This is a genomic window from Vibrio sp. V23_P3S9T160, from assembly GCF_963886625.1.
Taxonomy (GTDB): Bacteria; Pseudomonadota; Gammaproteobacteria; order Enterobacterales; family Vibrionaceae; genus Vibrio; species Vibrio anguillarum.
Genome location: NZ_CAWPDB010000128.1, coordinates 12,577 through 30,458 on the forward strand (window position 1 = coordinate 12,577; position 17,882 = coordinate 30,458).

The 17,882-nt window shown below is 42.3% G+C and carries 18 protein-coding genes; 12 read left to right on the top strand and 6 right to left on the bottom strand.

The annotated features are described in order from the left end of the window. Positions 1-246 precede the first annotated feature (246 nt). From AACU59_RS10475 to AACU59_RS10485, 3 genes are all read left to right on the top strand, one after another. The gene (locus AACU59_RS10475) at positions 247-1,113 is read left to right on the top strand and encodes a winged helix-turn-helix domain-containing protein (protein ID WP_094145383.1); all 867 of its coding nucleotides are present in this window, start codon (positions 247-249) and stop codon (positions 1,111-1,113) included. Between the two features lie 10 nt (positions 1,114-1,123). Next, positions 1,124-1,639: a regulatory protein ToxS gene (locus tag AACU59_RS10480; RefSeq protein ID WP_176428555.1), complete on the top strand. Its 516-nt coding sequence runs from the start codon at positions 1,124-1,126 to the stop codon at positions 1,637-1,639. Positions 1,640-1,723: 84 nt separating this feature from the next. Beyond that, on the top strand, positions 1,724-2,002 hold the full coding sequence (locus AACU59_RS10485) for a SelT/SelW/SelH family protein (RefSeq protein WP_017045494.1): 279 nt from the start codon (positions 1,724-1,726) through the stop codon (positions 2,000-2,002). A gap of 17 nt (positions 2,003-2,019) precedes the next feature. On the opposite strand, the gene yfcE is transcribed toward AACU59_RS10485, so the two are convergent. Next, the gene (yfcE, locus tag AACU59_RS10490) at positions 2,020-2,577 is read right to left on the bottom strand and encodes a phosphodiesterase (RefSeq protein ID WP_026027494.1); all 558 of its coding nucleotides are present in this window, start codon (positions 2,575-2,577) and stop codon (positions 2,020-2,022) included. Positions 2,578-2,805: 228 nt separating this feature from the next. On the opposite strand from yfcE, the gene AACU59_RS10495 reads away from it, so the two are divergent. From AACU59_RS10495 to AACU59_RS10510, 4 genes are all read left to right on the top strand, one after another. Next, positions 2,806-3,720 carry a TIGR01777 family oxidoreductase gene (locus tag AACU59_RS10495; RefSeq protein WP_094145380.1) on the top strand — a complete coding sequence of 305 codons (915 nt, stop codon included), beginning with the start codon at positions 2,806-2,808 and terminating at the stop codon, positions 3,718-3,720. Positions 3,721-4,119: 399 nt separating this feature from the next. After that, positions 4,120-4,974 carry a thioredoxin family protein gene (locus AACU59_RS10500; RefSeq protein ID WP_094145379.1) on the top strand — a complete coding sequence of 285 codons (855 nt, stop codon included), beginning with the start codon at positions 4,120-4,122 and terminating at the stop codon, positions 4,972-4,974. A 307-nt stretch (positions 4,975-5,281) separates the two neighbouring features. Beyond that, complete coding sequence (locus AACU59_RS10505; RefSeq protein ID WP_013857314.1) at positions 5,282-6,205, top strand: SPFH domain-containing protein; 924 nt, start codon at positions 5,282-5,284, stop codon at positions 6,203-6,205. A 7-nt stretch (positions 6,206-6,212) separates the two neighbouring features. Then, positions 6,213-6,680 carry an NfeD family protein gene (locus AACU59_RS10510; protein ID WP_094145377.1) on the top strand — a complete coding sequence of 156 codons (468 nt, stop codon included), beginning with the start codon at positions 6,213-6,215 and terminating at the stop codon, positions 6,678-6,680. 121 nt (positions 6,681-6,801) lie between these two features. Here the strand turns inward: AACU59_RS10510 and cueR are convergent, their stop codons facing one another. The 5 genes from cueR to zipA all read right to left on the bottom strand — a co-directional run bounded on the left by cueR (position 6,802) and on the right by zipA (position 12,529). Beyond that, on the bottom strand, positions 6,802-7,221 hold the full coding sequence (gene cueR, locus AACU59_RS10515; protein ID WP_019282246.1) for a Cu(I)-responsive transcriptional regulator: 420 nt from the start codon (positions 7,219-7,221) through the stop codon (positions 6,802-6,804). 66 nt (positions 7,222-7,287) lie between these two features. Continuing rightward, complete coding sequence (locus tag AACU59_RS10520; RefSeq protein WP_161437758.1) at positions 7,288-8,022, bottom strand: YccT family protein; 735 nt, start codon at positions 8,020-8,022, stop codon at positions 7,288-7,290. A 76-nt stretch (positions 8,023-8,098) separates the two neighbouring features. Next, positions 8,099-9,124, bottom strand: a complete 1,026-nt coding sequence (locus AACU59_RS10525; RefSeq protein WP_088732075.1) for a porin — start codon at positions 9,122-9,124, stop codon at positions 8,099-8,101. Between the two features lie 504 nt (positions 9,125-9,628). Continuing rightward, on the bottom strand, positions 9,629-11,644 hold the full coding sequence (gene ligA, locus AACU59_RS10530) for an NAD-dependent DNA ligase LigA (RefSeq protein WP_094145466.1): 2,016 nt from the start codon (positions 11,642-11,644) through the stop codon (positions 9,629-9,631). Between the two features lie 60 nt (positions 11,645-11,704). After that, positions 11,705-12,529, bottom strand: a complete 825-nt coding sequence (gene zipA / locus AACU59_RS10535; protein WP_094145467.1) for a cell division protein ZipA — start codon at positions 12,527-12,529, stop codon at positions 11,705-11,707. A 230-nt stretch (positions 12,530-12,759) separates the two neighbouring features. Here zipA and cysZ point away from each other — a divergent pair, with 230 nt between their 5' ends. The 5 genes from cysZ to crr all read left to right on the top strand — a co-directional run bounded on the left by cysZ (position 12,760) and on the right by crr (position 17,673). Continuing rightward, complete coding sequence (gene cysZ, locus AACU59_RS10540; protein WP_013857322.1) at positions 12,760-13,512, top strand: sulfate transporter CysZ; 753 nt, start codon at positions 12,760-12,762, stop codon at positions 13,510-13,512. Between the two features lie 157 nt (positions 13,513-13,669). Next, positions 13,670-14,638 (top strand): cysteine synthase A, encoded by a 969-nt coding sequence (gene cysK, locus AACU59_RS10545; RefSeq protein WP_094145468.1) that lies wholly within the window; start codon positions 13,670-13,672, stop codon positions 14,636-14,638. A 298-nt stretch (positions 14,639-14,936) separates the two neighbouring features. Next, positions 14,937-15,194: an HPr family phosphocarrier protein gene (locus AACU59_RS10550; RefSeq protein ID WP_026027491.1), complete on the top strand. Its 258-nt coding sequence runs from the start codon at positions 14,937-14,939 to the stop codon at positions 15,192-15,194. Positions 15,195-15,332: 138 nt separating this feature from the next. After that, positions 15,333-17,057 carry a phosphoenolpyruvate-protein phosphotransferase PtsI gene (gene ptsI, locus AACU59_RS10555; RefSeq protein WP_017048016.1) on the top strand — a complete coding sequence of 575 codons (1,725 nt, stop codon included), beginning with the start codon at positions 15,333-15,335 and terminating at the stop codon, positions 17,055-17,057. A 106-nt stretch (positions 17,058-17,163) separates the two neighbouring features. Beyond that, positions 17,164-17,673, top strand: coding sequence for a PTS glucose transporter subunit IIA (gene crr, locus AACU59_RS10560; RefSeq protein WP_010317358.1), 510 nt, complete (start codon positions 17,164-17,166; stop codon positions 17,671-17,673). Positions 17,674-17,882: the final 209 nt, after the last annotated feature.

Sequence of the window (17,882 nt, forward strand, 5' to 3'; positions counted from 1 at the left end):
ACATCTGAGTTATTTTCATTCACACACAGAGTGTGCAACCAAGGATGATTTGCTAGTAAGATGAGGCTGGCAATTGTAAATTCAAGGTCAATAATCATAAAAACACTGTTTTTTTCATTTATTTTGATTATGCTTGCCGTAATTTTTATCAAAGAAAATAAAAACTAGCATAATGTTTCATCAATTGCTTCCCCAAGCAGGCTAGGTTGATGGACGGTTAAACATGCCAACAATAAGAAGATTATCATGAGTAACATAGGCACAAAATTCATCCTTGCTAACCGATTCACGTTTGATCCCAATAGTAACTCTTTGCTTGAACAAGAAAACGAACAAGAGGCTGTTCGCCTTGGTAGTAACGAAAGTCGAATTTTACTGCTACTTTGTGAACGCCCAAATGAAGTCATTACACGCCATGAGCTGCATGAGTTTGTTTGGCGTGAACAAGGTTTTGAAGTTGATGACTCAAGCTTAACTCAAGCGATTTCAACACTTCGTAAGATGTTGAAAGATCAAACCAAATCACCAGAATTTGTCAAAACCGTGCCGAAACGAGGTTATCAAATGATCGCCTCGGTGACTCGAGCAACCCCCTACTCACAAAAAAACACCACCAACGAGCCTGAAGAGGAACCGTTACTGGCCAGTGAGTCTATCCAAGACATTGACGCGGATACCACTTCGCAACCCGAAGAGACAACATCCCGAACCGTGACGACAGATCCACTCGCGAAAGTAAAAATAGGGAAAGAAAAGGTAACACTGCAAAGCAAATTGATGTTGGTTGTGGCTCTTTTCTTACCTATCCTGGCTCTCCTATTGACTAGCCCTGCACAATCAAAATTTAAACAGATTGCGGTTTATAACAACATAGTTGTGAATACGCCCATCAATCATCCAGACCTAAACAAATGGTTACCTTCTATTGAAAAATGCGTAAAAAAATACAATGAATCACATACTGGAGAACTGGCACCTAAGCAGGTGATTGCGACTGGTGGTCAAAATAATCAGCTCGTATTGAATTACATCCATAGTTCTGAGTTCTCGGGTGAAAATGTCACTTTACGAATTTTAGCTAACCAAGATGATTTGGCCAACGTGTGTAAATAAGGGCATAAATATGAATCCAAAAGTGGCAACCCTCATCTTAGCTATCTCTGCACTATTCAGTAGTTGGTTATACTGGGGCAGTGATTTAAAAATAGAACAAATCCTAACGGCGCAAGAATGGCAATCTAAAATGGTCACTGTGGTAAAACACAGTCAACAGAATGATTCTGTTGGGCCAATCCGTCGGGTTGATGTCAATTCGAATGTAAAATATTTACCTAACGGTACTTATATTAGAATGTCAAATGTGAAGTTATTCGCCGTGGGTGGTGAAAGTGAAAGTTTCATTAATATCTCAGAAACCGGCACCTGGGATATCAGTGATAGCTACTTATTGATATCGCCTAGAGAATTTAAAAACATTAGTTCTAGTCAAAGTAAGGATTTTACCCCTGAGCAACTAGAATTGATTACTCAATTTTTCAAGATGGATGCTCAACAAAGTCGACGTATTGATGTCGTCAATGAAAAAACATTATTGCTCACCAGCCTAAGCCATGGTTCGACAGTGCTGTTTATCAATTAGCCATCGAGTAATCTGTAACTTCAATGAAGGGTCGAAAAGATCCTTTGTTGCGTATGGCCCTTACTTCTTCACAAAAGGTATACCATGGAAAAAGCCAATATTGAGATCTACTATTGCCGCCAATGTAATTGGATGCTTCGAGCCACTTGGCTAAGCCAAGAGTTACTGCATACTTTTAGTGAAGAAATTGAATCTGTGCGTCTCTACCCTGATACAGGGGGACGATTTGAAATCATGTGCAATGGACAACGTATTTGGGAACGTAAACATGATGGTGGTTTCCCTGAAGCAAAGGTTCTTAAGCAACGAGTCCGAGATATCATTGACCCAGAGCGAGATCTGGGTCATTCAGACAACAGGTAAATCAGATAGCGACGGGTTTAAGAACTAGTCGCTAAACGATATTGCGCCAGTCCTTGCCCCTCTAGCCCCATTACTTGAAATAATCCATCCGTATAAATAGCGTAGCTTGGGGGAAATTCATTACGTGGAAAGGTCGCGGACCCCGGGTTGACAATAATGACATCATCTTGACCTTGCGCCATCGGGATGTGCGAGTGGCCATGGATCAAAACATCACCTTTTTTTAATGGTGGCCTATTTTGAGCATTATATTGATGGCCATGCGTTAAGAAAAAACGAGTTCCTGACTCCAAAACTACCCAACAAAAATCCATCATCATCGGAAAGTCGAGCAGCATTTGGTCGACTTCGCTATCACAATTGCCTCTGACCGCCACAATATGCGGCGCCCATCGATTCAAGCACTCCGCCACTGCGGTCGGATTATACCCATCAGGTATAGGATTACGCGGACCATGATTTAAAAGGTCTCCTAGCAGTACTAAAGTGTCTGCACCTGACTGTTCAAATAGACTGAGCACTTTTTCAGTAGCAGGCAGTGAACCGTGTAAATCCGAAGCAAAAAACAACTTCATACTTTTATCTCCGTATTTTGGAGCTACAGATTGTACGAATTTCAGCACACTTCGTCATCTTGAGTTATGGATAAACATTGTCATTTATCACCACGAACAATTCACGTATGCTAAATAAGTTTCCTATATTAGGTTAGATGGCAAACAAGCATCGTCACTTAACCAACATGGCTATCGTTCTCATCACCACCATTTAGGTGATATCGCACAGACCAATGAGGTAGAAACATGAAAATACTATTAACGGGAGGGACTGGCTTTATCGGTAAAGAGCTGATGAAACAGATTTTCACGCACAATATCTACCTCCTCACGCGCGATATAGAGCGAGCTAAGCAGCAGCTCGCCCATGTAGACAAAGGTAGTATCACCTACCTGACCTCCCTAGCGAGTTTAAAAGACGCGAATCAATTTGACGCCATTATCAATCTTGCAGGAGAACCGATCGCCGACAAACGTTGGAGCAAACAGCAAAAAGCGATCATTTGCGCTAGTCGATGGGAAATAACAGAGCGGTTAGTTGAACTCATCCATGCCAGTACTGAACCACCCTCCGTTTTCATCAGTGGCTCGGCCGTCGGCTATTATGGTGACCAACAGTCTCATCCGTTTGATGAAACATTACATGTGCACCAACAAAGTTTTCCTCATCAAGTTTGCGAAAAATGGGAGCGCATCGCCCTCCAAGCGCAATCAGAAAAAACTAGAGTGTGCCTATTGCGTACGGGGATAGTGCTCGCTAGCGATGGTGGTGCTTTAAAGAAAATGCTGCCACCTTACCGTTTAGGCTTGGGCGGCCCTCTTGGTAAGGGTGAGCAGTATATGCCATGGATCCACTTATTAGATATGGCACGAGCGATAGCCTATTTATTAGACACGCCACATGCACAAGGTGCTTTTAACCTCTGTGCTCCACATCCCGTACCTAATAAGCATTTTAGCCAGCTATTGGCGAAAACATTACGTCGACCACACATACTATTCACTCCCAAATGGGTTCTAAACCTTGCAATGGGTGAAGCGGCTGTTTTACTGTTTGACAGTATTAGAGCAAAACCTAAAAAGCTAACCGAGCTAGGATTTCACTTCCAGTTTTCACACCTAGAACCTGCGTTGAAAAATATATTACAACATCGTGCTTAACCAAAACTGGCCTATATTTTTTGTGAATAGCAAGGTATACGATAATGACAAAAGCGATACTTATCAGTGGATAAACCGACGGTTGCATAAAGTAGCACAACCAACTTAATTGTCATTAATTCGTAACATTCATGTGACATGATACAACTCTGGATATCCCAGTTAATCCAATATAAAGCGTTACATGTGGTACGACGAATATGACATTACACCAATTAAATTGGCTCAGTGTCGGTGTTGCGCTGACACTATTTTTAATATTATAGACACCTTTGCTTGCCCTCTCTTTGAGAGATAAAAAACGCTACTTTAACGGTAGCGTTTTTTATTTGCCCTTGATATTCCAATTTTCACCCCTATTTCTAAGACTATAAACTTGATTATCGCAAGGAAAATATCATGCAATCACCTTACATCGTTGAGGTCAATCAGCACAACTTTCGAGAGGTGTTCGAACGCTCAGTTGAGACTCCTATTCTCTTTTATTTTTGGGCACCCATGAATCAAGAGAGCGTACAACTCATTCCTGAATTACAAAGCGTAGCGCAACAACACAGTGGCGCATTCACCTTGGCTATTCTCAACTGCCAACAAGAACAGCAAGTGGCAGCACAATTTGGTGTTCAAGCCCTGCCAACAATCGCTCTGTTTATTAATGGTCAAGCGGTCGACGGTTTAGCAGGTGCTCAGACCATAGAAACAGTGAATACAATGTTAAACAAACATTTGCCAAGCCACGATGAAGTTTCGCTACAGCAAGCCTTAACGCTGATAGAGCAAACACAACATTCGCAAGCACTACCCTTGCTACTAAGTCTACCTGACGATATGAAAGCAAAAGCAGAGGTCAAACTGGCCCTCGCTGATGTGTTTCTGGAAACTCAGCAGTATGAAGCGGCAGAAACAGAACTGGAACGCATCCCACTAGAGTATCAAGATGGTTACTACAAAGGCTTAATCGCCAAACTGGAGCTGCACAAGCAAGCCGCTGACAGCCCAGAGATTCAAGCATTAGAAGAGATTTTTTCCGCTGAGCCAAACAACGCTCACATAGCAAGTGAGTTAGCGCTTCAATATCATCAAGTTAACCGTAATGAAGAAGCTCTCGAGCTGTTATTGTCATTTTTACAAAGCGACCTCAATTGCCTCGATGGCGGGCTCAAAAAAGTGTTTATGGACATTTTAAGTGCTCTTGGACAAGGAAATAGTGTGGCAAGTCTCTATCGCAGAAAGCTGTATTCACTATTATATTAATAATATCAAGCAATTAAACTGGAAACGTTCTGCTTTGATTGTTAAAAAACCAGTATCAAATCTCATTATTTCATTTGTTCCATATCGATAACTGATAGAGAATGATCAATAGCAAAGCTCAAACGTTGATGAGAATCGCTCCTATATCCAAATGACTTGGAGATACTGGCAGTCGGCAAGTGAGTTCATCCCCATAAGCACAATAAGCCCTATGATTGGGGTGAACGAACTTAGCTAACACAGCGGCCGTTTCAATAGAGAAAGGAACATCAACATTAGGATTATTTAATACTTAAAAGGAACCGTTATGGCTATTGATTCACTCGTCGCCGTTGGCATATTTGTATTCGTCGTTATTTCATTTATCTTTTCTGCAGTGAAAACCGTTTCACAAGGGAGCAATTGGACAGTGGAGCGTTTTGGACGTTACACACACACCCTACGCCCCGGTTTAAATATCATTATTCCGTTCATTGATCGCGTCGGACAAAAAATCAATATGATGGAACAGGTGCTTGATATCCCAGCACAAGAAGTGATATCCAAAGATAACGCCAATGTTGTTATCGACGCGGTTTGCTTCGTGCAAGTGATTGATGCAGCGAAAGCCGCCTATGAAGTTAGCGAACTACAACACGCCATTCGCAACTTAACTCTAACGAATATGCGTACCGTACTGGGCTCGATGGAACTGGATGAAATGCTCAGCCAGCGTGACATGATCAACACTAAATTGTTATCGATAGTCGATCAGGCGACTAACCCTTGGGGTGTAAAAGTCACTCGCATCGAAATTAAAGATGTACAACCACCAGCGGATTTAACCGCAGCGATGAATGCGCAAATGAAAGCGGAGAGAAATAAACGTGCTGAAGTGTTAGAAGCCGAAGGCGTACGTCAAGCACAAATTTTACGCGCCGAAGGCCAAAAGCAGTCTGAAATACTTAAAGCTGAAGGTGAAAAGCAGGCGGCTATTCTTCAAGCAGAAGCACGTGAACGCGCTGCTGAAGCAGAAGCCAAAGCGACAGAGATGGTTTCGAATGCGATTGCGCAAGGTGACATGCAAGCGGTTAACTACTTTATCGCTCAAGGATATACCGAAGCACTTAAAGCCATTGGTCAAGCAGAGAACAGCAAAATCATCATGCTGCCATTAGAAGCAACTGGGTTGATGGGTTCGGTTGCTGGCATTGCTGAAATGTTCAACCTAAAATCCTCACAAGATAAGTAGGCCTAACGTGATAGAGCTAATACAACAAATGAATTATTGGCACTGGCTCGCATTAGGCTTAGTGCTTGTTGCATTGGAACTGCTTGGAACTGCTGGGTATTTTCTTTGGTTAGGTATTTCCGCACTCATCGTTGGCCTTATCTTTGCGATGCTCCCCATCAGTTGGCAACTGCAGTGGATGGCTTTTGCAAGTTTATCACTCGTCACGACTTGGTTATGGTGGCGTAAACAATTTAAATCAGACCACGATGGTGACGAGACTCGTGATCTGAACCAGAAACAGAAACAGCTGATCGGACAAACAGCTCGTCTTAAAGAGAGCGTTCAAGAAGGGACAACTTTTCGATTGCAGCTCGGCGATACGACGTGGACAGCAAAATGCCAGCAAAACCTAGAAGCCGATGTTGTGGTTAAAGTCGTAGATGTCGAAGGAATTGTGTTGATTGTTGAGCCTAAAGAGAGCCAGCCTCATTGAGTAAACATCAGTAAGAAAGTACATAAAAACCAAAAGTGATGAATTGCTTTTGGTTTTTTCATTTATGGGCAGCCCAATTGTAGTGTGTGCCTCGACAGCTCATTAGCTAATGAGCTCATTTTCACACTGACTTGTTCAAGTCGTTATGGCAACACTGCCCCTTCAAATTATCTATGATTGGGCATTCACTACCGCCGTCGCCTGGACATTCGGTAATCCACTCTTCTAGTTGCAACTTAATCAATGAAAGCTCTGCCAGCTTCTGTGATACTTGTTTCAACTTCTCTTGCGCTTTCTCTTTGACTGCAAAACTGGTCCGGTACGGATCGTTGGCAAGGGCGAGTAAGGATTTACATTCCTCTAAACTAAAACCAACGCGCTTGCATCGCGCAATAAGTAAAAGATCATCAATATGCGCTTGTTGATAATGACGGTAACCATTCTCTGAACGAAGGGGCGGCGATATCAGCCCCTTCTCTTCATAAAGACGAATGGACTTAGCAGTAAGTGCTGTTAACTGAGAAACTTGGCTAATATTCATAGTAAGCGTAATACTTAAAAGGCATGATTTAACCATGCCTTTTATAACGATAAATCGCAAGCTTGATTATTGATTTAGTAACCAGCTCAGAATCTGAGACTTCTCAGCTTTATTCGCTTTCTCATACCAGTACCCTAGCATATCTAATGGCTTATTTTCTGCCGTCAGAGGTTGGCTAATGTTATCTCGATTGCTAAACGCCCAGTTTTCAAATATTTTCCGATCGTTAACATCAGCTTCAGCAAACCAATATTGAACCATTTCAACAGGCTTTGATTTAATGTCATTTTGAAAATCAACATTAGCATCAGTGATGGATGCATCAGTCGGAAGTTTGATGTTATTCTGGCGATTATACATAATTATTTCTTTGTTATAGTCGCGAATTATTCCATCCAACCTTGGTAATTTATCTTGCTTATATTCAATATTTTTAGAAGAGCGAATAATGAATATCGGTTTTTGATTAAATGCTTCAGCTTGTACAACTGTATTAACCGTCTCTTCAATTCCAATATCTAATGTCTGATCCTCAGCTTCAAAAGTAATCACTACAGGATGTGAATTAAATTTCTCAAATTCACCATATTTAGAGACTAGCTTTGCAACCCTAACGACCAGTTGGTTAACTCCGTTATCCAGTTCTAGTTTTGATAGCTTATTAACTCTAAACCCAATCTCTTCACCATTTACAGCCAATATATTGACATCATCACTCAGCCTTACCTCAACTTTAGCTAGACTACTAAATGGAACCACAATTGCACTCAACATAAGTGCTTTTAACCAAATTTTCATCATAATTTCCTTGTAAATAAAGTGAGCACCAAAAAAGGTGCTCACTCATAAGTAGATAAGGCAATAGCTTTACTTCGAATTAGAAGTAGTATTCTGCACCAATTAGAAGGTTGTTATCAAAACCATCAGCAGCATTCATCTTATAATTACGTAAATCCATAAATAGATAAGTGCTTGGTAACAAATAACCCAAACGAGCTGTTACTGCCAAGTCTCCCGTATCGGCAAGTTTCGTGCCTTTTTCTTTCGCATCTGTTGTGCCAGCAACGCCCAACTTATACACCCAAGAATTATTCACATACTGAGCTGTTGCAGAATAAGCCAATTGCTCTTTATCTGCTAAGTCATTATTCATTAACTTTACAGCACCCGTCAAAGTAAATGCATCGAAACCAGCGGTTGCACCAAGAATAGCGTAGTTGATATCACCTTTCTTGTCCGCGCCGTCAGTATATTCAGCTTGAGTGTAGTAACCGCCATGTAGATTGACTGGACCTGCTTGATAAGAACCAGCAATACTCACCACTACAGCGTCAGTTGTTTTTTCCATGCCGCTTAGAGTGATTTGATAGTTAAAACCACCAAAGCTCTCAGAATCGAAGCGTAGAACATGATCAGCACGGTCTTGATATCCAGCACCAATGTCATTATTCCAGTCAAAAACGTTACCAAGACCAGGGTTTGAGTGAGGCCAATCGACATAGTTGTACGCAGCAACAAGCTGACGTCCATATTTGAACGACCCAACACCGTCAAAACCTAAGCCTAGGTAGGTATCACGAGCACCGAGTTGACCATTGTCATTATGAGTCCATGATGTGTCAGGATCAAAACCGCCGTGACCTGCATTGCCACCCTCAATCTGCCATAGTAGATTTGGTCCGAAATCTTCAAACTCAACTACACCACGAAAACCAATTCTGGACTCGATGGTTGCTGTTACAGATTCATCACCTTTGTCAGGAGAAGCGATAGTAATAAAACCTGCAGCTTGGCCGTAAAACTGAACGGCATCACCAGCTAGAGGAATAGCAGCTTGCGCTGAACCAACTGCAGCCATAGCAACTGCAGCGCCTAAAAGAGTACGTTTAAACATTTTGTCCATGGAAAAACTCCTAAAAATAGATATAGCTGTTTTTTACTTCCCCCTTAAGTTGGCCGCCGAAGGGAGAAATCATTTCCTATGTTGAAAACCTAAATTAGTCATTAATTTTCTGATTTTCTCTTTTCCTGCATACACATCGTGTATCCATGTTCACTAGACTAACTTCGCAACAGAAAACATCAATGAGAACTTAATTTTTATCTAAAAAAATATGAGCTACGGCAAACTTTGACCAAGTAAGTGATCAAGATCTAATAAGTCATAAAACAAAATATAAAAACAAAAAACTCATTAATTTTCAAAACGATAAAAAAACAATTACACTAATAGCTTGAAGTGCATCGCAATAATAAATTGAAAGAGAGTAAAGTTCTTCTTGATTGGCATCGAAGAAAATGAGGGCTTTTTTTCTAATTACTGGACATTTTAATGTGGCGGTTTGAGATAAAAATAAAGCCTCAAAATTAATTTTGAGGCTTTATGAAGGAAGGGATGCTTAAAAAATTAGCTTTTCATTAACTCAAGCAAATCTTGTTCGCTGCGAATTTCGATCCCTAGTTCTTGCGCTTTTACTAATTTTGAACCGGCCGTTTCTCCGGCAAATAGTATATCGGTGTTTTTAGAGACGCTTCCCGTTACTTTTGCGCCAAGCTCTTGTAGCGCCGCTTTCGCATCACTTCTAGAGAGTTTCGACAAGCCCCCCGTCAAAACCACCACTTTACCAAGTAAAGGGAGAATCGCATCTTGGCTCGGCTTTTCGATATTAGGCCACTGGATACCGAGTTCGATCAATTCATTAATCACCCGTTGGTTTTTATCTTGCTCAAAAAAAGATGTGATATGACTCGCAACGATAACTCCAACATCTTGAACTTCAAGTAGTTCTTCATGGGTCGCTTGGCGAATTTTGTCTAATGACCCGAAATGGAGCGCAAGATTCGCCGCCGTCGCTTCCCCGACTTCACGTATGCCCAATGAATACAAAAAACGGGGTAATGTGGTCATTTTGGCGGCATTCAGTGCATTAACGATATTTTGTGCTGATTTTGGTCCCATACGCTCTAACACCGTTAGCTGCCCTGCTTTTAGACGGAAGAGGTCCGCGGGCGTGCTCACCATCTCTTTATCAACAAGCTGCTCAATCACTTTTTCGCCTAAACCATCCACGTCTAACGCTTTGCGAGAGACAAAGTGCTTTAATGCTTCTTTGCGCTGAGCTTGACACACTAACCCCCCTGTACAACGGGCGACAGCTTCACCTTCAACACGCTCAATGTCAGAGTTGCACACCGGGCAGTACTGCGGGAAAACAATATCGACCACTGCATCAGAGCGTCTGTCTAACAACACAGAAACAATCTGTGGGATAACGTCGCCTGCTCGACGAATAATAACGCTATCACCAATTTTCACGCCTAGGCGCTCAATTTCATCAGCGTTGTGTAATGTCGCATTGCTGACGGTGACTCCCCCCACAAATACAGGTTCTAACTTCGCAACAGGTGTAATAGCCCCAGTACGGCCCACTTGAAATTCAACATCGTTCAGGAGCGTTATTTCTTCTTGGGCAGGAAATTTATAAGCAATCGCCCAGCGAGGTGCCCGCGCGACAAAACCGAGCTTTTGTTGCAATTCAATATCATCAACTTTAATCACCACGCCATCAATCTCATACGCGAGTTGGGCGCGACGAGTTAAGATACTTTGGTAGTACTCTTTCACTTCATCCATTGAAGAGACTAGACGTGTTTCAGGGCACATCGGCAGCCCCCACCCTTTTAACTGCAAAAAGCGCTGATAATGACTGCTTGCTAACTCAGCGCCTTCAATCACACCAACACTGTAAGCATAAAAATTCAACGGCCTTTGAGCTGTGATTTTTGAGTCGAGCTGTCTCAAGCTCCCTGCGGCCGCATTTCTTGGGTTAACAAAGGTTTTTTCACCTTTTTTGAGTGCTTGTTGGTTCAATCGCTCAAAACCGGCTTTAGGCATGAACACTTCACCACGAACTTCTAAACGAACGGGCCACCCTTTTCCCTGTAACTTCAGTGGAATAGCACTGATCGTTCGCACGTTTTCCGTAATATTTTCACCGACCGCGCCATCCCCACGCGTGGCGGCTTGTACTAACACACCATTATCGTAAAGCAAACTCACGGCTAAACCATCAAGCTTAGGTTCGCAGCAAAAAGCGTTAAAGTGGGCACTCGGTATCCGGTCTTGCATCCGCTTGTGAAAGGCATCAAGCTCTTTCTCATCAAACACATTATCTAAAGAGAGCATTGGAATTTCATGAGTCACCTGGGCAAAACCCTCTAAAGGCTTACCTCCAACACGCAAGCTGGGTGAATCCGCTGTGACTAACTCCGGATACTGCGATTCCAACTCAAGCAGCTCACGCATCAAACGATCATACTCAGCGTCAGGAATTTCAGGGTTATCTTCTACATAATAACGTACAGCATGATAATGCAGCGTCTCACGAAGTTGGCTTAATTTGTGTTCTATTGTTTGCATCATAATTCTCTCGGATCATGAAAAAAGGCTCCGACTAGGAGCCCTTAATGGTCGATGTTTATTCTACGCGTTGCGTGCGCTTTTAAACTCTTGGATTTGGCGTCGGTAGGCAGCCAATCGATCTGGCGTCATTAAATTACGCGCATCATCCAATACATTACCACCTAAATCATCGGCGATTTGCTGAGCGGTTTTAAGCATTAATTTGAAATTTTGATCAGGCTCGCCGTAGCAAGGCAGTGTCATGAAGAATGAGATACCGCGAGTAGTAAACTCCGCAGGATCATGATGTGCCAATGTACCGGGTTGCATCATGTTGGCAACACTAAACAGCACTTTCCCTGTACCTGACAGATCGGCATGCCGGTGGAAAATATCCAGCTCACCATAAAGAAGGCCGTTTTGCTGCATACTGTCAAAAAGCTTAGTGCCGACAAAGGGATCATTTCCCGCACAATGCACATTCAGCACAATAACTTCCATTTCGGCTTCTTGAACGTCGGATTTTTGATTATCGTCAGCAATGACATCATCTTGTTCACTGAGACTTGGGGATTCGGTTTTCATCGATATTGAGGGCACATCATCGAGTTCATCAAGCACATTTTCAGGTTCAAAGCTTGGTGAATAACCGTCAATGAGAGGGTCAACCGCTTCACTAAAATCTGGCTCTTTACGTACTTTGCGAATAATTTCGAAATCATCTTCCGGAGCAAATGAACGCTGGGTCGCAGATTGTGTATCATCGTGATCAACATCAATTTTACCAAGAGGCTTATCCTCAAACTTGGACTTCCCTTCTTTCTTACTGGTCCAAAGACCATGAAATAGCAACGCGGCTATCGCTAGCGCGCCAACAATTATGAGTACGAATCGCAATTCCTGCATTTTTCACTCTCAGTTTCTCGATGCATGGTTATTCTCAGCTTTACCAGCTTGAATTGAACGTGTCACCAACGTGGGTTATATCGGTCTATCGGGGTACTTTACCAAAAGTTTGTACCGATTTAGAACAACTTAATGTGAGAAGTTCAATACATGATGTGATTTTCACCACGCTTTTCTTCTTCGGCAGGTTGAGTAGAATAGCTTTTTAGTATTGATTAACAGATATTCACATGGATAACGGTATGACACTTAAGCAACGTTCAGGTTTTGGATACTTCTTTTTTGGTCTAGAGCTAGCACTGACCCCCGGCATTCGACGCTTTGTGATTCTGCCATTACTCATCAACATCATTCTCGTCGGCAGCGCTCTTTTTTACTTATTCAATCATCTCAATACGTGGATAGAACAGTTTATTGGTCAAATCCCTGATTTTTTATCTTGGCTAAGTTACGTTTTATGGCCATTGCTCGCGATCACTATCTTAGCCACGTTCTCCTATTTCTTCAGTACGCTGGCTAACTTCGTCGCTGCACCATTTAATGGGCTACTCGCAGAAAAAGTGGAAGAAAGATTAATTGGCGCTCCAATCAACAGCGATGGCATCTGGTCTATGGTCAAAGACATCCCACGTATCCTCGCAAGAGAGTGGCGAAAATTAATCTATACCTTACCCAAAGCAATCGGTTTGTTCTTATTGCTCCTAATTCCTGCCTTAGGACAAACCTTAGGCCCTTTGCTGTGGTTCATTTTCACTGCATGGATGTTAGCCATACAATACTGTGACTACCCATTTGACAACCACAAAGTGAGCTTTAACCAGATGAGACACAATTTGAAACAAAAACAGACCAAGGCATATAGCTTTGGTGTTTTAGTGTCGATTTTTACCACCATACCCATTGTTAACTTAATCGTCATGCCGGTTGCTGTATGCGGTGCAACAGCCATGTGGGTTGGTGAATTTAAAAACAAACTGCAGTGATGGTGCGAGGGAGATTCAACCTGCATATCCCTCTATAAGTTATAACTTTTTAATCCTTTTACGTTTTAAGGTTAACACCTATTCTGCATCTGTATCCACTCACGTGTCTTATCAGACCGCCAGGCACATATAACGTGTGTAATAAAGGAATATCGCAATGAGCAAAATTTACGAAGACAACTCTCTGACTATTGGTAACACTCCTCTTGTTCGCTTAAACAAAGTCAGTAAAGGTAAGGTACTGGCGAAAATTGAAGCGCGCAACCCAAGCTTTAGCGTGAAGTGCCGTATCGGTGCCAACATGATTTGGGAAGCAGAAAAAGCTGGCACACTGAAACCTGGCGTTGAACTTGTAGAGCCAACCAGCGGTAACACCGGTGTTGCTCTTGCATTTGTTGCAGCTGCTCGTGGTTATAAGTTGACACTTACTATGCCTGAATCAATGAGTTTAGAGCGCCGTAAACTGCTTAAAGCTTTAGGAGCCAACCTTGAACTCACCGAAGCGGCGAAAGGCATGAAAGGCGCAATTGCTAAAGCAGAAGAAATTGTTGCCAGCAATCCTGAAAAATACTTGTTGCTGCAGCAATTCAATAACCCAGCCAACCCACAGATCCACGAAAAAACAACAGGGCCGGAAATCTGGGATGCAACTGATGGTGAGATTGACGTGTTCGTTGCAGGTGTCGGAACAGGTGGTACTTTAACGGGCACAAGCCGCTACATTAAGGGCCAAAAAGGCAAGGCTATCATCTCAGTTGCGGTTGAACCTGCGGAGTCGCCAGTCATTGCTCAAGCACTTGCTGGAAATGAAATCAAACCTGCGCCACACAAAATCCAAGGTATAGGAGCGGGATTTATTCCTGGCAACCTCGATTTATCCCTCATTGACCGTGTTGAAGCCGTCACTTCAGAAGAAGCGATTGAAATGGCAAGGCGACTCATGGAAGAGGAAGGGATTTTGGCTGGAATTTCATCAGGCGCAGCGATTGTAGCAGCGAATAGATTAGCAGAACTACCTGAATTTGAAGGAAAAACAATTGTAGCGGTACTACCAAGCTCAGGTGAGCGTTATCTGAGCACCGCACTATTTTCGGGCCTATTTACCGAGAAAGAGAACCAACAGTAATAGGTGGTTAAATCAAATTTTCGTTTAAAAAAGCCCCATACAGGGGCTTTTTTGTTGATCCTTGCCTCACCTTTGGTAATATCACCTCGTTTTATTTTAAGCTTCGAAATAAAGAAGTCAGAAACGTATTAACTATAATGACGAATGACAACATAGATTGAAATCGTGATTATGAAATTTAAATCAGTATCAGCTATGACACTAAAACAGCGTTACTCTGCTAGCAGAACCGTTGATTAGCAGTTAAGCTGTTCTGGTGAAGAAACTAACAAAAAATAAATCAATTGGGGTATATAACATGTACGAGAAGCAAGTAGAAATCACTGCAGAAAACGGCCTTCACACTCGTCCTGCTGCGCAGTTCGTTAAAGAAGCAAAAGTATTCGATGCAGACATCACAGTGACTTCTAACGGCAAAAGCGCAAGTGCTAAGAGCCTATTCAAACTTCAAACTCTTGGCCTAGTAAAAGGTACCGTTGTGACTATTTCTGCTGAAGGCCCTCAAGCTAAGCAAGCGGTAGATCACCTAGTTGCTCTCATGGACCAACTACATTAATCTGGTCCACTATTTCAAAGCCATTTTGTGAAAACAAAATGGCTTTGTTGGAAATAGTCTACATTTTGAGCTACTAATTACCGTTAGCGCAATAGTCCACATTCTCCCGTTTACAGTTGACCAATTTAAGGTAACGCTATGATTTCAGGCATCCTAGCATCTCCAGGCATTGCTTTTGGTAAAGCACTGCTACTTCAAGAAGATGAAATTGTCCTAAATACTCACTCTATTTCAGACGACCAAGTAGAAGCAGAAGTTCAGTGTTTTTATGACGCTCGTAATAAATCTTCTGCTCAGCTAGAAGTGATCAAACAAAAAGCACTTGAAACATTTGGTGAAGAAAAAGAAGCCATCTTTGAAGGCCACATCATGTTGCTTGAAGATGAAGAGCTAGAAGAAGAAATTTTAGCACTCATCAAAAATGACAAAATGCATGCAGACAACGCGATCTATACCGTGATCGAAGAGCAGGCTGCTGCCCTAGAATCTCTTGATGATGAATATCTCAAAGAACGCGCGACAGACATCCGCGATATCGGTACGCGCTTTGTTAAAAATGCTCTAGGCATCAATATCGTTTCACTGAGTGATATTAACGAACAAGTAATTCTTGTTGCTTATGATTTAACGCCTTCTGAAACTGCACAAATCAATCTTGATTACGTGCTGGGTTTTGCTTGTGATATCGGTGGTCGTACATCTCATACTTCAATCATGGCACGTTCACTTGAGCTTCCAGCGATTGTTGGTACTAACGACATCACTAAGAAAGTAAAGAATGGCGACATGCTTATTCTTGACGCCATGAACAACAAAATCATCATTAATCCTTCAGAAGCACAGCTTGAAGAAGCGAAAAAAATTCGTGATGATTTTGCTGCGGAAAAAGAAGAGCTCGCAAAACTAAAAGACCTACCTGCTATCACACTCGATGGCCACCAAGTTGAAGTATGCGGTAACATCGGCACAGTAAAAGACTGCGATGGTATTTTACGCAACGGTGGTGAAGGCGTTGGCTTATATCGTACTGAGTTTTTATTCATGGACCGCAGCGCGCTACCAACTGAAGATGAGCAATACCAAGCGTATAAAGAAGTTGCAGAAGCGATGAGTGGTGAAGCGGTGATTATCCGTACCATGGATATCGGTGGTGATAAAGATCTTCCGTACATGGATCTACCAAAAGAGATGAACCCATTTTTGGGCTGGCGCGCGATTCGCATCAGCTTAGATCGTCGTGACATCTTACGAGATCAGCTTCGTGGCATTCTGCGTGCATCTGCGCATGGTAAACTGCGTATTATGTTCCCGATGATCATCTCTGTAGAAGAAATTCGTGAGCTTAAAAACGCCATTGAAGAATACAAAGAAGAACTTCGCACTGAAGGCTTAGCGTTCGATGAAAATATCGAAATCGGCGTTATGGTTGAAACACCTGCGGCAGCGGCAATTGCGCACCACTTGGCAAAAGAAGTGTCATTTTTCTCTATCGGTACCAATGATTTAACCCAATACACTCTTGCGGTTGACCGTGGTAACGAAATGATTTCACACCTGTATAACCCACTTTCTCCAGCGGTTTTAACAGTGATTAAGCAAGTGATTGATGCCTCACACGCTGAAGGTAAATGGACGGGTATGTGTGGCGAGTTAGCGGGTGATGAACGTGCAACGCTACTTCTACTTGGTATGGGACTCGATGAATTCTCTATGAGTGGTATCTCTATCCCTAAAGTGAAGAAAGTGATCCGCAACTCAAACTTCGCCGAAGTTAAAGCGATGGCAGAAGAAGCACTCTCTTTCCCAACCGCAGCTGAAATCGAAGCTTGTGTGGAAAAATTCATCGCAGAGAAAACGCAATAATTCGCTAATACCAATGAGATAGACGACTAAAAATAGGTCGTCTATTGTTGGCGATTGGTATACTATAATTCGACAGAATAAAATTAAACGTTAGGAGCATGACACAATGGGTCTGTTTGATAAACTTAAGAAGCTAGTATCTGACGACAGCTCAGATGCAGGTGCGATTGAAATTATTGCCCCTCTTTCAGGTGAAATCGTCAATATCGAAGATGTGCCAGATGTTGTTTTCGCTGAAAAAATTGTTGGTGATGGTATTGCGATTAAACCATCAGGCAACAAAATGGTAGCTCCAGTTAACGGCACTATCGGTAAGATTTTCGAAACTAACCACGCGTTTTCAATCGAGTCTGATGACGGTGTTGAGTTATTCGTTCACTTTGGTATCGACACAGTTGAGCTAAAAGGTGAAGGTTTTACTCGTATCGCTCAAGAAGGCCAAGCGGTTAAAGCAGGCGATACTGTTATCGAATTCGACCTAGCGCTTCTTGAAGAGAAAGCAAAATCAACACTAACACCTGTTGTTATCTCTAACATGGACGAAATCAAAGAGCTGAACAAGCTTTCTGGCACCGTCGTTGTTGGTGAAACACCGGTTCTACGTGTAACTAAGTAATTCGTTAAAATTTTTATTACGTAAAAAACGCTGCTGATTTGCAGTAATGCCGATCAGTTAAGGCCAAAGTGATCGGTTGAACGATCCTTCAGAGCTGTCAAAATCCAAGTGTATTTAATGCACTTGGATTTTTTTATGGATGTTTCTCAAGCTCTAAACATAATTAATGATTGGAAACCTAGCAACGTTGAGACTTTGTCTGACTTACT

Bases quoted from the DNA above. Each gene is read 5' to 3' on its own strand.
- zipA (WP_094145467.1), bottom strand. From the start codon at position 12,529: ATGCAGGAATTGCGATTCGTACTCATAATTGTTGGCGCGCTAGCGATA.
- AACU59_RS10485 (WP_017045494.1), top strand. From the start codon at position 1,724: ATGGAAAAAGCCAATATTGAGATCTACTATTGCCGCCAATGTAATTGG.
- ptsI (WP_017048016.1), top strand. From the start codon at position 15,333: ATGATTTCAGGCATCCTAGCATCTCCAGGCATTGCTTTTGGTAAAGCA.
- ligA (WP_094145466.1), bottom strand. From the start codon at position 11,644: ATGATGCAAACAATAGAACACAAATTAAGCCAACTTCGTGAGACGCTG.
- AACU59_RS10520 (WP_161437758.1), bottom strand. From the start codon at position 8,022: ATGATGAAAATTTGGTTAAAAGCACTTATGTTGAGTGCAATTGTGGTT.
- yfcE (WP_026027494.1), bottom strand. From the start codon at position 2,577: ATGAAGTTGTTTTTTGCTTCGGATTTACACGGTTCACTGCCTGCTACT.
- AACU59_RS10480 (WP_176428555.1), top strand. From the start codon at position 1,124: ATGAATCCAAAAGTGGCAACCCTCATCTTAGCTATCTCTGCACTATTC.
- cysK (WP_094145468.1), top strand. From the start codon at position 13,670: ATGAGCAAAATTTACGAAGACAACTCTCTGACTATTGGTAACACTCCT.
- AACU59_RS10550 (WP_026027491.1), top strand. From the start codon at position 14,937: ATGTACGAGAAGCAAGTAGAAATCACTGCAGAAAACGGCCTTCACACT.
- AACU59_RS10475 (WP_094145383.1), top strand. From the start codon at position 247: ATGAGTAACATAGGCACAAAATTCATCCTTGCTAACCGATTCACGTTT.
- crr (WP_010317358.1), top strand. From the start codon at position 17,164: ATGGGTCTGTTTGATAAACTTAAGAAGCTAGTATCTGACGACAGCTCA.
- AACU59_RS10505 (WP_013857314.1), top strand. From the start codon at position 5,282: ATGGCTATTGATTCACTCGTCGCCGTTGGCATATTTGTATTCGTCGTT.
- AACU59_RS10525 (WP_088732075.1), bottom strand. From the start codon at position 9,124: ATGGACAAAATGTTTAAACGTACTCTTTTAGGCGCTGCAGTTGCTATG.
- cysZ (WP_013857322.1), top strand. From the start codon at position 12,760: ATGGATAACGGTATGACACTTAAGCAACGTTCAGGTTTTGGATACTTC.
- AACU59_RS10500 (WP_094145379.1), top strand. From the start codon at position 4,120: ATGCAATCACCTTACATCGTTGAGGTCAATCAGCACAACTTTCGAGAG.
- cueR (WP_019282246.1), bottom strand. From the start codon at position 7,221: ATGAATATTAGCCAAGTTTCTCAGTTAACAGCACTTACTGCTAAGTCC.
- AACU59_RS10495 (WP_094145380.1), top strand. From the start codon at position 2,806: ATGAAAATACTATTAACGGGAGGGACTGGCTTTATCGGTAAAGAGCTG.